The sequence below is a fragment of the Brevibacterium sp. FME17 genome (assembly GCF_014897515.1).
Lineage (GTDB): Bacteria > Actinomycetota > Actinomycetes > Actinomycetales > Brevibacteriaceae > Brevibacterium.
The window spans coordinates 40,667-53,478 of record NZ_JABUYD010000005.1; the positions used below are offsets into that span (position 1 = coordinate 40,667).

Consider the following 12,812-nt stretch of genomic DNA (forward strand, 5'->3'; position numbering starts at 1 on the left):
GCGTGAGCCTATGAAGATCGCCATCGTCGGAGCCGGAATCGGCGGACTCTCTGCGGCCGTCGGGCTGCAGAGAGCCGGTGCCGAGGTGACCGTGTTCGAACGCGCTCCCGAAGTCAGGGCCGGCGGTTCTGGCCTGTCGATCTTCGCCAACGGTCTGGCAGCGCTGGACGCATTGGGCCTCTCCGAGGACTTCGACGCCGTGACCGACCGCAGTGTCGAAGGTTTCGCCGCAGGCCAGCGTCGAGCCGACGGACGCTGGATCGCCCAGGTCCCGAACGACTCCGTCGGGGCGCTGCGCATCGTCGACCGCGCCGATCTCCACCGGATCCTCTTCGGGGCTCTGGCACCGGGGACCGTCCGCACCGACGCGGCAGCGGTCGCGGCCGCGACCGACGGCACCCTGACAATCACCGCGGGTGCGGTCGGCACGGACTCCGAGGCACAGCTTGCGGCCGAGCAGCGCTTCGACCTCATCATCGCCGCCGACGGCCTGCACAGTCGGATCCGCTCAGTCGTCGCCGGAAGAACGGTCGCACCGCGGTACTCCGGTCATTCCGCGTGGCGGGGCATCACCTCGGTGCCGGTGGATCTGGGGCGTGCCGCCGGGGAATCGGTGGGTTGCGGGCGCCGCTTCGGCATCGCTCCGCTGGCCGATGGCCGCGTCTACTGGTTCGCCGTGGCGAACATGCCCCAGGACGCCGTGTTCGCCGATGAGAAGGCGACCGTCGAGTCGATGTTCGCAGCTTGGCACCGCCCCATCGCCGAACTCATCGAAGCCACCCCCGCCGAGGCGGTCCGTCGCACCCCGATCAGCGACCTCTCCCACCGGTTGGCTCGATTCCATCGGGGCCGGGTGGTGCTCCTCGGTGATGCCGCGCACGCGATGACGCCCGACCTCGGGCAGGGAGGCGGCCAGGCGCTCGAGGACGCGGCGACACTGACCGCGCTGCTCGCCCCGCTGGCCGAGCGCGGTGATGCGCTGCGTGCAGAACTCGGTGAGGCCCTGCACCGGTACGATGCGCTGCGCAGGCCGCGCTCACAGTCGATCGCCCGGAAGTCACGTCTCATGGGGCAGATGTTCCAGCTCGACTCCCCGCTGTTGGCACGGGTCCGCAACGCGGTGTTCTCGGTCGTTCCCTCGCGAGTCATCGCCGCGCAGGCCGCGAGCGTGCAGAGATGGTCACCGCCGGCTCCGCCTCGGTGAGTTCGCTTCCCGGCGGTGAGGAGTCCCCGCGGCCGGAACGGCACAGCGGTTCAGTCGGCCAGGGCGCGGTTGTAGGCCTCGACGACCGGGGGCAGGAAGAAGCCCATGATCACGGCGATGGCGGTGAGCAGGCAGGCCAGGCCCAGCCACAGAGATCCGCCGATGACGCTGAAGGCGAAGACGATGACGAGCAGCTCGAACGCGATCGCCGCGGGTCGCGCCCACCGGTGCAGCCGCCACGCCCCACGTGCCGCGGCACCGACTCCGGCCGCGAAGATGAGGAACATGACGGCCAGGCCGACCAGCGATGCGGCCAGCTCACCCGCGCCGATGGCCGTGATGATGAACGACAGCGCCGAACCGACCAGGGCCAGCGCCTGAATGCCGAGGACGACGACGACCAGGGTCATCGCCCGCGGAGTCGGGACACCGTGCCCGGCAGGATCCTGTGAGCCTCCGGGCACGGCAGACCGGTCACTGCGAGAACTCAAATGTTCACCCGAGCGAATCCGGGGATGAGGATCTCGTCGAGCATGCGCTCGCGCACATCCAGCGGCAGGAAGGCAGCGGTCACCGCGTTCACGGTGGCCCATTCGAGGTCCGTCTGCGTCCATCCCGCCTCATCGACGAGCAGACGCATCTCCCGCGACATCGACGTGCCGGACATGAGCCGGTTGTCCGGGTTGATGGTCACGGCGAAGCCGAGATCCTTCAGCCCCGTGATCGGGTGGCTGGCGATGGTGCCGCCGATGTCGGTCTGCAGGTTCGAGCTCGGGCACAGCTCCAGCGGGATCTGCTGGTCGAGGACCCACGCGGCGAGGCTGCCGAGCTGACCCTCTCCATCGACGATCTCCATGTCCTCGACGATCCGGGCGCCGTGGCCCAGACGCTGAGCGTGGCAGATGGTGATCGCCTCGTGGATGGATTCCTTGCCTGCGGCCTCACCGGCGTGGATCGTCACGGGCACATAGGCCTGATGGAGGGCGTTGAACGCGGAGAGGTGCGCCGAGGGCGGGAAGCCGTTCTCCGGTCCGGCGATGTCGAAGCCGACGACACCGGATTCCGAGCCCTTCTCACGGTGACGGATGGCCAGTTCCGCGATCGCCAGGGAATTGTCGGCCTGACGCATAGCGGTGATGAGCTGGCCGACGCGGATGTACTTGCCCTCGGCGGCAGCTTCCGAGACACCGGCTTCGAGCCCGTCCTGGACGGCCTCGACGACGGTGTCGAGCTCCAGCCCGCCTTCGAGATGCTGTTCGGGAGCCCACCGGGCCTCGGCATAGAACACGCCGTCGGCGACCTGGTCGAGCACCCATTCCTTGGCCACGCGACGCAGATTGTCTTCGGTCTGCATCACGGCCACGGTGTGAGAGAAGGTCTCGAGGTAGCGGACGAGATCACCGGAGTTCGCGGATTCCGCGAACCATCGGCCCAGCGACTCCGCGTCGGCGGCGGGCAGGGTGTGGCCGATCTGATCGGCCAGCTCGATCATCGTCGACGGGCGCAGCCCGCCGTCGAGGTGATCGTGGAGGGACACTTTGGGCAGCTGCAGGATGGGGTCGTCGGAGGCGACGCCGGCGGGTACATTCATCACCGTCTCAGCTTATCCGATGACACCGCCGTCGGCCGTTCATCATCTCTCCAGGTCGATATCCCCGCTCTTGATCCGCTCGCGCAGGTCCGTGATGCCTCGACCGGCATCGGAGACGCGGGAGAGGAACCCGTCCTCGGCGATGATGCGGACCCCGCCGTTGTCGAGCGTGCCCATGTAGCCCCGGTCACCGACGCGGAAGCCGCTGATCTCCTCCGGTCCGCGCTTCGGCGCGGGGGCCACCTCGTCGGGGTTCTTGCTCTGCGGCCAGTCGGGGAACATCGTGCGCAGCCCGCGGCGGACGTTGGGTTCGATGCTCGCCACGATCGACTGCGAGAACCCGCCCGCGGTGCCGTACCACACGAGCTTCGGCAGGATCGGGCTCTTCTCGTCCTCGACCTCGGTGTCGTCGGCGGCCTCGGCCAGATCCTTGCGCTTCTCGTCCGCCGCGGTCACCACCCCCATCGCTGCGGCCGAACCGAAGGGCACGAGGACGTCGGCGTCATCGTCGAAGGACTCATCGAAATAGTCCTCACCGGCCGTGCGGGTATCGGAGATCGACCTGCTTGCCGAGGCGGTGGTGCTGCGATAGGACGTCACCGTCGCCGCGCCTTCGTCCTTCTCGTCGTTGTACAGATCGACCCCGGCGTCGAAGGCGCTGCGGATGGCCCCGGCCTGCGGGAACCCGTGGGAGACGACGACGCCGACCTTCCCCGTCTCCGAGGCGGTGGCCGCGGTGTACCCGGCGATGAACGCCGGCGGGACGAGGTCGAAGTCGATGCTCAGCACGTTCTTCGGCAGGTCTTCGGTGCCGCTGGAGACCCCGAGGAAGAGCTCCTTCGGATGCGCGGCGGCGAAGTCGGCGAGCTCGTCGGCACCGCCGGGTCCGATCACCGTGGTCAGTGCGCAGTCCTGCCGGTGCATCCGATCCAGGGCCGCCGAGGTGGCCGACCCTCCCGAGACCCGTTGGCTCGAGGTGCCGGAGAAGACACCGGCTTCGCGGGCCAGTTCCGTCTCGGCAAGTGTGAGGGCACCGGCCGCATGATCGTCGAATCCGGCGGGAGCGGAGACGAGGCAGCCCAGCCGGGTCTCCTCGAGCGGTTCGGGAGCGGTCACGGAGCAGGCACCGAGCGCCAGCGTGCTCACCGCACCGAGTGCGGCCAGCAGGGTGGCCCGGGCTCTCATCCTCATGAGTCCTAGATTATCGGCCGACGGTGCGGGCAGGGTAATCAGCCGACAGGCCCGGGCCCGCGGCGGCGGGGCCCGTGCTCAGCGGCGGCGGGGCCCGTGCTCAGCGGCGGCGGGGCCCGTGCTCAGCTGCGGCTCGGGAGATCAGCGATCACGGTCGAGGACCTTGAGCGCGGTGGCGGTGAAGACGCGGGCTGCGATGGCCACCGCGCGTTCGTCGATGAGCAGATCACCCTGATGGATGTCATAGGTGATGCCGCCGGGAGTGCGGGTGCCCAACCGGATGAGCGCGCCCGGGCAGTGGGTGAGATACCAGGCGAAGTCCTCCCCGCCCATCGACTGCGGGGTCAGTTGCACCGAGTTCTCACCGAGTTCGGCGCGTACCGCGGATTCGATCAGTGTGACTTGCTCTTCGGTATTGACGACCGGGGGCACACCTCGGCGGTGTTCGAGGTCGACCTTGACCCCGTACGGACCGGCGATCCTCTCAACTAATTCGGGAAGCACCTCGGCGACCTGATTCCAGCCGTCGACGTCGAGGCATCGCAGGGTGCCGCGCAGTATTCCTTCGCTGGGGACGACGTTGGCAGCATGGCCCGCGCTGATCTCTCCCCAGACCAGTGAGATTGCGTGCCGGGGGTCGATGAGCCGGCTCAGCGTCGAAGGCACATCCGTGGCAAGTTTGCCCAGCGCGTAGACGAGATCCTCAGTCAGGTGTGGGCGGGAGGTGTGGCCGCCATGACCGGAAAGCCTGATGATGACGGTGTCCCCGGCCGCGGTGATGGCGCCGATGCGGGAACCGATCTTTCCGACGTCGACATTGGGGTCGCAGTGGATCGCGTAGATCTCGGGAACCTCGTCGAGCACTCCTTGAGAGATGACGCGCAACGCTCCCCCGGGCGTGACTTCCTCACCCGGCTGGAAGATCAGTCGCACACGTCCACCCAGTCCGCCCGGACGCGTTTCGTGGAGCCTCTGCAGAGCAATGCCTGCGCCGAGGAGGCCGGTGAGATGGACGTCGTGACCGCAGGCGTGAGCGACCCCGGGATTCGTCGATACGAAGTCCTCGTCGATGAGATCGTCGACGGGTAAAGCATCAATATCCGCTCGTAGTGCCACGGCCAGTGGTCCAGAACCGACCTCACAGACCACTCCGGTGCCATCGAGGCGGACCGGATCCAAGCCCGCGGCCTGCAACCTAGCGACGATCTTGTCGGTGGTAGCGAACTCCTGGAAGGACAGTTCCGGATGTGCATGGATATCACGGCGGAAATCGATGAGTTCGTCACCGAGTTCGGCGATGATAGTGCTGATCACGTGCTGTCCTTTGGGGCTGGAGGGCGGCGATCATCGGTGAAGATGAAGCCGGGTGGTGTCTGCCATGCTAGACAACCGTTGTCACATTTGAACATGTGACGACCAATTTCGACACACTCAGCTCCTCCTATGAGCTCTGTTGCAGAGCATGTTGACGTTGACAACGGAACTATTGGATCGTCCGGGGGCGGAGTCTGATGTGTTGGCTCATCCAGAGGTTCTCAATGTCTGCGGCAGGGAAATCTAAAGTGACGCGGCTGATATCCAATTATGTGCGCAAAGATTCATCAGAGTCGAAAGCGCGAAATCTCTGCGTTCACCGGCACCTGCAGGACCCGGCCACTCGAGACATCGTGGAGCGTGAAAAGGTCGGCAGACGTCACCACGCCCGAGACAGCAGTGTGCTCCGCTGCGACGGCGGCGAGCGCCACCATTTCACCCGTGGTTCTCGATTGGCCCTCGCCCTTTGCCGCAACGACCTCACGTGTCCGACGATTGATCGCAGTGAGCGACCACCGATCATTCCCGAAGTGAGGCGCCCGACTAACCAGGCTGGACAGCGAAGGAAAGTTGCCGACGAGGTGGAGCGCGGCCGTCGTCACTGCACTGTCGGTCGCCAGGTACGAGCGCACCGCAACCTCGCGCTCCCTTCCGATCAGTAGATCGTCGGGAAAGTCGGCGCGCAGGCACCACCGTTCTCCTGAGGAGGTAGGCAGTCGGCGCCGCTGCCTGAAGTTGAACACAGCTCTTGCCTCGGGTGCTTCCCACACCTGACGGCCTGCGAGGGACGCCGTCCACTCGACGGCAGCGGTACCGTGCGTTTCACCCGCACCGAGCACGATGGCCAGATCGACCTCGTCTCCTGGCCGGTGCGCAATCGCAGCAACTAGCACCGAACTCAGTCCCGGTGCGAGCCCCGCCCCAATCACGACGCCTGCCCCTGCAGAGACCGCTGCCGCCGAAAGACGAGCGAGGTATTCTGCGGTTGCAGAGGCGTCGACGAGCACGGCGCCGCCCAACAGTCCGGCGATGCGCGGATCCTCGACTCCGGAAGCGTTGATGACGACGTCGTGGACGGAAGCGGCTTCCCGGAGCGCGGCGAGCCCGGCATCCGTTGACAGATCGATCGCGGTCCCGCCTTCGAACGCGGATCGGCCGGCGAGCGTGATGCTGTGGCCCGCCCTGCGCAGAGCAGAGGCAGTAGCGCGACCGATGGCCCCGCGAGCACCGATGATGAGTGACTTCATTCGTTTCTCCCAATGTTGGTCTTGGCTCGGCGAGCAGGACGATTAACAAGCAGTCGGTCGATGGCGAGAGCGAAACCGACCGCGAAGACAGCCCACGCAAACACTTCATCTGTGAGCAGGAGAGATCGCGAGTAGGCAATCCGTGCACCGATTCCCGATCCGACGGCAATGACTTCAGTCATCAGCACAACGCGGAGCGAACTCGAAGCGACAACACGGCTGGCCGCGCCGATCTCCGCAGAGACGAGCCGTGTTGTGATCGTGCGGAACACCGTGAATCGCGGCAAGTTGAACGCCTTGCCCATGTCGATCAACTCGCGTGGCGCGTGCACGAAGGCACTCTGCGCTGCCGACGCCACAACGGGAAAGAGCACCAACGCGGCAACCGCCACTGCTACGCGGCCGTCCGCTCCCCACCAGAGCATTGCCAGTACTGCAACCACCACTGGCGGAATCCCGACACCGATGCCTCGGATGACGGCGATCACACCGGACAGCGCGGACGAGCTGCTCGCCGCCCATCCCGCTCCAATACCGACGACGATTGCTATCACGGACGCTGCCGCAGCGCGCACGATCGTCGATATGGCCGTTGTGAAGAGCTCACCAGTTCGAGCCAGCTCGATGAGGGCAGTGAAGGTTTGCCTCGGCGATGGGACAAGTACGTCGGGAAAGACCTCCGAAGTGCACTGCCAGCAGACCAACAGCAACACAATCGCACAACCCGCGCCCCAAGTGCGGCTCACTCGTGCAGTCACGAAGCGTAAAAGCCGTCGTCGGGCAGGCGCCCTCCCGCGATGTCGGAATTGAGATCGATGAGAGCGGCGAGGTAGGCGGACGTAGCATCGCGCGCCTCAGCGTCGGAGAGGTAGACCGCGTCCAGCCGCGCCGTTGCCGCCGATGCAAGGTCTCGGTCGACGTCGGCCAGCGCCGCGAGTTCAGCGAGCGTGCCACCATCAATCTGGTCGTCACCAAATGAGTCCTCCAGCAACGATGAGATCGAATCCACGGTGTCTCTGTGTGAATCGAAATACTCAGTCGAGGCGACGATCGCGATCTGTGGTGTGGCGGCAGTTTTGGTCGCCGCCTCCCATTCATCACGCAAGTCAGCTATGACGGCGAGTGAACCCGAGGACTGCGCAACGGCGAGCGATGCGAAATGCTCTGGCAGAACGGCCGCGTTTGAAGCACCCGATGCTAGGCCGGCCAGTACGTCCGGCATCGTCGTTTCATACGAAAATTCAATTGATAGCCCCTGAGCCTCGAACACTGCCTGAGAGACGTGATCCGCAGTGTCACCGGGGAAGGCAACGGCGATTTCACTCAATCCATCAAGCGAGGAATTAGCGGGACCCACCACGTGTAGCAGGCTCAGATCCAGCGCACCCAGCATCACGATGTCCAGTCCCCCGTTGTACAGAGCCGCTGCAGCCTCGGTCGGCAAGACCGCGACATCGGCAGATCCGGACGCAAGCTGCGCGCGTAGAAAGTCCGGATCAGCTCCCAACTCCACCTCGTATTCGTCAGGGGACGCCGCGGTCATCGCTGCAACGGGCAGGAGCGGCGCAACGCTCTGAGCCGCTATCAGGCGCGCGGGCGTCGAAGATGCAGGCGGTGAGCCACATCCTGCGCATAGCGCAAAGATGAGCGCGACGGCGACAGAAGTGCTGATCAGATGGCGCATTGGATTCCTTCGGTTCTCGGTGGGTAAGTCAGTATTTTCTAACCAAAAGTGTATACTAGCCTTACCTAACTTAAAATGTATACAGATTGAAAATGAGGTACCCACCATGAGAGCGCCAGCCTTCGACGCCAGCGAGTACGAGGCAATGTCCGGGTACCTGAGGAACGCGTCCGAGCGCCTGATTGACTGTTTCACCCCGCCACCTCCGCGCAACCAACGACCGGTGCTTGGAGACATCGGCTGCGGCGACGGAAATTTCGCACTCGCTGCGGTACGAGCCGGTTGGCGCAGCTTTGGTATCGATATCTCAACCGCGCAGATCGCGGCGGCTCGATCGAGGGCAAAACTGCAAGGAATTACGGTTGACGCCGAGTTCCACGTGCTGGACGAGCGTGAGGCGAATACAGTGATCAATCTCGCAGATGCGGTTGGCAGCGTATTCGGCGTTATCTTCGCCGAAGACCCGGATGCCGCCGTACATCGCATGGTGCGACTCGTCCGAACTGGCGGTCAGATCGGGCTTTGCGTATGGGGAAATCCCACGGCATCCGGAGTATTGCGCCGCACGCTCGCGGAGGCAGCGGGCATCACGCTCGGCATTCCCGACCTACCGATGCCGTGGGAGGGAGAGCCAGCGTTGCGTGGAGTACTCGATCGTGCCGATGTATCAAACATCACCATCAAGTTCGAAGATCTCGCCACCTCGGCCGCAAATTTCTCGGAGGCTCTCGACCTTTTCTGCACGAGGGCACCCGTGCTACGACGGCTGAGAGTACGCGCCCGCGCCGTGACCAGCGACACCGAAATCGAGAGTACATGCCACGCCGCCCTCGAACGAGAAGGCTCTATCAGGATCGAAAGTGATGGTCGCGTGAGCATTATGGACAGGTACATGATTGCGCACGGGTATCGCTCGTTATGAGCCGCGTCCTCCGCATTCGAGACTTCGCCGTCACCGGCCGCACGGCTCACAATGGCGGCATTGGCTTCGACGTGCATGCTGGCGAGATCACCGCGCTTGTCGGGCGGTCAGGCACAGGGAAAAGCACCCTGATCGAGTGCGTCGCCGGAGTCGGGCCAAAACATCAGGGGGAGCTGACGCGCCCGACCGGCGGAGTCGGCGTGCATTTTCAAACGCCCAGACTGCTTCCCTGGCTGAGCGCGCATGACAACGTGATGTATCCGCTCACAGCGCGAAGTCGCCACGACGCCACGCCGATAAACTCCGAGGCCGCTAGCGAGCTACTCAACGACCTCGGTGTGCATGAACATCAGGCGCGACCGGATGAGCTCTCAGGTGGCCAACGCGCACGGGTTTCATTGGCGAGGGCACTGTTGTCCACGAGCACGCTACTTCTCGCAGATGAGCCATTCGCGCACCTCGACGCGACAAGTGCCGACGCTGTTGAAGCAGCACTGCGCAGGAAAGCAACAACGGGATGCGCGATACTTCTTACTGCGCATGAACCGGTGCGCATTGCGGCCCTCGAGGCCACTGAGGTGCAAATGAGGAGCTAAGGCATGCCACAACATCCTGAGGCGACGGTGCCGCACATCACCCGGCTGATTGTCGATCAGTTGGTCGACGGTAGCCTCCGGCGAGGCGATAGGCTCAGCACCGAGCACATCGCGGAGGCGACTGAAGTGTCGCGCGCTCCGGTGCGAGAGGCGTTACGCGAACTCGCAGTGCTCGGCGTAGTCGACTATGTCCCAAACCGCGGGTTCCGGGTACCGCCGCCGCCCAAGGCGCAAGATCTCGAAGCGCTTCTTGATGTACGTGACATGCTCGAGCCCACCGCGCATGCTTATGCCGCGGAACGGGCGACAGCCGAAGAAGCCGAGGCGATCGTCCGCGCATTCGAACGAGGTATCGCCGCTGAATTCTCCGGCGACCATGGGCAGGCAGCGCGCTTGCACCATCAAGGTCTACGCGCCATTGTCGATGCGACTCATCACCGCGAGCTACAGCGTGTTTTGGAACCCCTGATCATCCGAAGCGCACTGCACTTTCCCGCTCTCCGCGCCGCTGCCGATACCAACGGTCTGCACGGGCATCGATCCAGTGCGCAGGCCATCGCAGATCGCGATCCAGAGGCTGCCAAACTACTCGCGCAGGAGCACCTGACCTTCCTGCGCCGACTTGTCGGTACGGTCACGCCCGATGCCCGTCCCCGCGTTCGTACCCGCCGCCCACAAACCTCTTAAGTGTGGCAATGGATGCCAGGCACACCACGAATAGAGCAGGTAGTCACCATCAAGCCTATGAAGAGATTCGAATAACGACCGGCAGACTCGTTTACTCCGAAACTCGACCCCGTCTACAGCAGGTCTTCGAGTCCGCGCTCGCCGGCTGCAGAGACTGCCTTTTTGACGTCCTGGGCATGCGAGCGCGAGGTGATAAGCAGAACGTCCTCGGTGTCGACGACCACAAGATCGTCGAGACCCACGATCGCCACGGTCCGCGGCTGCTCGGAGAAGACGACACCCGAAGCATCGACCTCGACGATGTCACACGATCCGCCGATTGAAATCACCCCGCGAGGTTCACCCGGGACCGGTTGGCGCAATCGGGCGACGGAGTCGAAATCGCCGACATCATCCCAACCGAAGTCGCCGGGAATGACGATGACACGACCGGCCGCGGCAGCCGGCTCGGCTACGACATAGTCGATGGCTCTCTTCTCCAACCCGGGCCATACCTCGGCGAGGACCGTGTTCTGGTCGTCGGTCCCCCACGCCTCGGCGATCCGGCTCAACCCCGCGTACAGAGCGGGATCCTCGGATTCGAGAATCTCCAGCAGCGCCTGCGCCTTGGCAATGAACATCCCGGCGTTCCAGCGATATCGACCGGAATTGACGTAACGCCGGGCAGTGCTCGCTTCGGGTTTCTCGGCGAAAGCTCGCGCGCGCCTGGCCGTTGGGGCGCCGGGCAGTCCCAAAGGCTCCCCCGTTTCGATGTAGCCATAAGCAGTGGCCGGATGCCTGGGCATGATGCCGATCGTCACGATGTCACCGGTTTCCGCGGCCACACACGCCTGATCAATCACGAGGCGGAATTCTTCAACATTGGTGATGGAGTGATCCGCGGAGAAGGAACCGACAATCGCTTCGGGGTCGGTCTTGGCGATGAGCATCGTCGCCAGACCAATCGCCGCCGCCGAGTCTTTGGGAGAGGGTTCGGTGATGATGCGGGAGCGGTCAATCTCAGGTAGCTGACCCGCAACCTGATCGAGGTGATTATCCCCGGTGACAACCCATGCCTTCGAGGGTTCAACGAGCGGGGCGACCCGATCCCAGGTCGATTGGAGCAAGCTCCGCCCGGTACCGAGTACATCATGCAGAAACTTGGGGGAAGCCTTGCGCGAAAGTGGCCAGAGACGTGTGCCGGACCCGCCTGCCGGGATGATCGCGTGGAAATGACTGTTCACTACTTCAGTGTCTCAAAGTTTGGTCACTCGGAGAGCGAGGTTGCCCGCCGTGTCGAGATGAGGAGAACCGGAAGATGAGATTGACGCCAACCGCATGCGGCACCTCATTCGGCCACGGGCAGACTTTATTTAGATCACACGATCATGTGGTAATTGAATTTCACCGAGTCGCTTCTCGCACGTTATGAGGGAACTGCCAGGAACTTGAGTGTGATCCTTCACCCTTGGCGGTGCTTCGACTGGCAACGCGGCCGCGTTCGGCGTAGTTTCTTGATGTACACAGTCGATTAATCCAAGATGGAGGATGCTCCGTGGCCAAAGCGTCTACGGGCACTCTGTACCGAGGAAATGAAGGAATGTGGTCCTGGGTCGCGCATCGCGTCACAGGCGTCGGAATCTTCTTCTTCCTGCTGGTCCACGTGCTCGATACTGCACTCGTCCGCGTCTCACCCGAGGCCTACAACGCCGTGATCGGAACGTATAAGACACCGTTCATGGCCATCGGCGAGATCGCACTCGTTGCCGCAATCGCATTCCATGCGTTCAACGGTCTTCGCGTCATTCTCGTCGACTTCTCGAAGAGTGGGCCGAAAAATCAGAAGAAGCTGTTCTGGGGAGTCATCGTCGTATGGCTCATCATCATGATCGCCTTCATCCCCCGCCAGCTGATGCACACGTTCGGAGGATGACATGAGCACAACATCGATCCCGGCTCCGCGCACCGGCTACTCGCGCCACAAATCAACACGGTCGAAGTTCGAAATGTTCGCATGGCTGTTCATGCGCATCTCGGGCGTCATCCTCGTGATCCTCATCTTCGGCCACCTGTTCGTCAACCTGTGGGCCGGCGACGGTGTCCAGGCCATCGACTTCGGATTCGTCGCAGGCAAGTGGGCCAGCCCGTTCTGGCAGATCTGGGATCTGCTCATGCTGTGGCTCGCGATGCTGCACGGCACCAACGGCCTGCGCACCATCATCATGGACTATGCCGAGAAGCCCGGCACCAGGATGGCGCTCCAAGTGATTCTCTACATCGCCTCGGTCATCGTCATCGTGCTCGGCACGCTCGTCATCTTCACATTCGATCCCTGCCCGGCCGGAGCCGACCCCGCACTGCTGGCGTCATTCTGCTCGGCCGCATAGAAGGAGAAAC

General features: G+C 63.9%; 14 protein-coding genes. 6 read left to right on the plus strand and 8 right to left on the minus strand.

Annotation, left to right across the window (positions count from 1 at the left end):
- The first annotated feature begins 10 nt into the window (after window positions 1-10).
- On the plus strand, window positions 11-1,204 hold the full coding sequence (locus INT40_RS06570; RefSeq protein ID WP_193084371.1) for an FAD-dependent monooxygenase: 1,194 nt from the start codon (window positions 11-13) through the stop codon (window positions 1,202-1,204).
- A 50-nt stretch (window positions 1,205-1,254) separates the two neighbouring features.
- Here the strand turns inward: INT40_RS06570 and INT40_RS06575 are convergent, their stop codons facing one another.
- From INT40_RS06575 to INT40_RS06605, 7 genes are all read right to left on the minus strand, one after another.
- The gene (locus INT40_RS06575; RefSeq protein ID WP_226829721.1) at window positions 1,255-1,695 is read right to left on the minus strand and encodes a hypothetical protein; all 441 of its coding nucleotides are present in this window, start codon (window positions 1,693-1,695) and stop codon (window positions 1,255-1,257) included.
- On the minus strand, window positions 1,692-2,795 hold the full coding sequence (locus INT40_RS06580) for an adenosine deaminase (RefSeq protein WP_135541551.1): 1,104 nt from the start codon (window positions 2,793-2,795) through the stop codon (window positions 1,692-1,694). The genes INT40_RS06575 and INT40_RS06580 overlap by 4 nt, the downstream gene beginning before the upstream one ends.
- A gap of 42 nt (window positions 2,796-2,837) precedes the next feature.
- The gene (locus tag INT40_RS06585; RefSeq protein WP_226829720.1) at window positions 2,838-3,986 is read right to left on the minus strand and encodes a BMP family ABC transporter substrate-binding protein; all 1,149 of its coding nucleotides are present in this window, start codon (window positions 3,984-3,986) and stop codon (window positions 2,838-2,840) included.
- Between the two features lie 141 nt (window positions 3,987-4,127).
- Window positions 4,128-5,300, minus strand: a complete 1,173-nt coding sequence (locus INT40_RS06590) for an amidohydrolase (protein ID WP_193084370.1) — start codon at window positions 5,298-5,300, stop codon at window positions 4,128-4,130.
- A 287-nt stretch (window positions 5,301-5,587) separates the two neighbouring features.
- A complete protein-coding gene (locus INT40_RS06595; protein ID WP_135446696.1) occupies window positions 5,588-6,547 on the minus strand; it encodes a hypothetical protein in 960 nt (319 codons plus the stop codon).
- Complete coding sequence (locus tag INT40_RS06600; protein ID WP_193095769.1) at window positions 6,544-7,251, minus strand: ABC transporter permease; 708 nt, start codon at window positions 7,249-7,251, stop codon at window positions 6,544-6,546. The genes INT40_RS06595 and INT40_RS06600 overlap by 4 nt, the downstream gene beginning before the upstream one ends.
- Window positions 7,252-7,301: 50 nt before the next feature.
- Window positions 7,302-8,231: a hypothetical protein gene (locus INT40_RS06605; protein WP_135446698.1), complete on the minus strand. Its 930-nt coding sequence runs from the start codon at window positions 8,229-8,231 to the stop codon at window positions 7,302-7,304.
- A 106-nt stretch (window positions 8,232-8,337) separates the two neighbouring features.
- Here INT40_RS06605 and INT40_RS06610 point away from each other — a divergent pair, with 106 nt between their 5' ends.
- Genes INT40_RS06610 through INT40_RS06620 form a run of 3 tightly spaced genes read left to right on the plus strand, consistent with a single transcriptional unit; the run spans window position 8,338 to window position 10,436 of the window.
- The gene (locus INT40_RS06610; RefSeq protein WP_167854044.1) at window positions 8,338-9,153 is read left to right on the plus strand and encodes a class I SAM-dependent methyltransferase; all 816 of its coding nucleotides are present in this window, start codon (window positions 8,338-8,340) and stop codon (window positions 9,151-9,153) included.
- Window positions 9,150-9,749, plus strand: coding sequence for an ATP-binding cassette domain-containing protein (locus tag INT40_RS21330; RefSeq protein WP_135446700.1), 600 nt, complete (start codon window positions 9,150-9,152; stop codon window positions 9,747-9,749). Before INT40_RS06610 ends, INT40_RS21330 begins: the two co-directional genes overlap by 4 nt.
- Before the next feature lie 3 nt (window positions 9,750-9,752).
- Complete coding sequence (locus INT40_RS06620) at window positions 9,753-10,436, plus strand: GntR family transcriptional regulator (protein WP_135446701.1); 684 nt, start codon at window positions 9,753-9,755, stop codon at window positions 10,434-10,436.
- 113 nt (window positions 10,437-10,549) lie between these two features.
- On the opposite strand, the gene INT40_RS06625 is transcribed toward INT40_RS06620, so the two are convergent.
- Complete coding sequence (locus INT40_RS06625; RefSeq protein ID WP_135446702.1) at window positions 10,550-11,659, minus strand: mannose-1-phosphate guanylyltransferase; 1,110 nt, start codon at window positions 11,657-11,659, stop codon at window positions 10,550-10,552.
- Window positions 11,660-11,970: 311 nt separating this feature from the next.
- Here INT40_RS06625 and sdhC point away from each other — a divergent pair, with 311 nt between their 5' ends.
- Both sdhC and INT40_RS06635 read left to right on the plus strand, forming a co-directional pair.
- A complete protein-coding gene (gene sdhC, locus INT40_RS06630; RefSeq protein WP_035279682.1) occupies window positions 11,971-12,348 on the plus strand; it encodes a succinate dehydrogenase, cytochrome b556 subunit in 378 nt (125 codons plus the stop codon).
- A gap of 1 nt (window position 12,349) precedes the next feature.
- Window positions 12,350-12,802: a succinate dehydrogenase hydrophobic membrane anchor subunit gene (locus tag INT40_RS06635; protein ID WP_193071484.1), complete on the plus strand. Its 453-nt coding sequence runs from the start codon at window positions 12,350-12,352 to the stop codon at window positions 12,800-12,802.
- The last annotated feature ends 10 nt before the right edge of the window (window positions 12,803-12,812 follow it).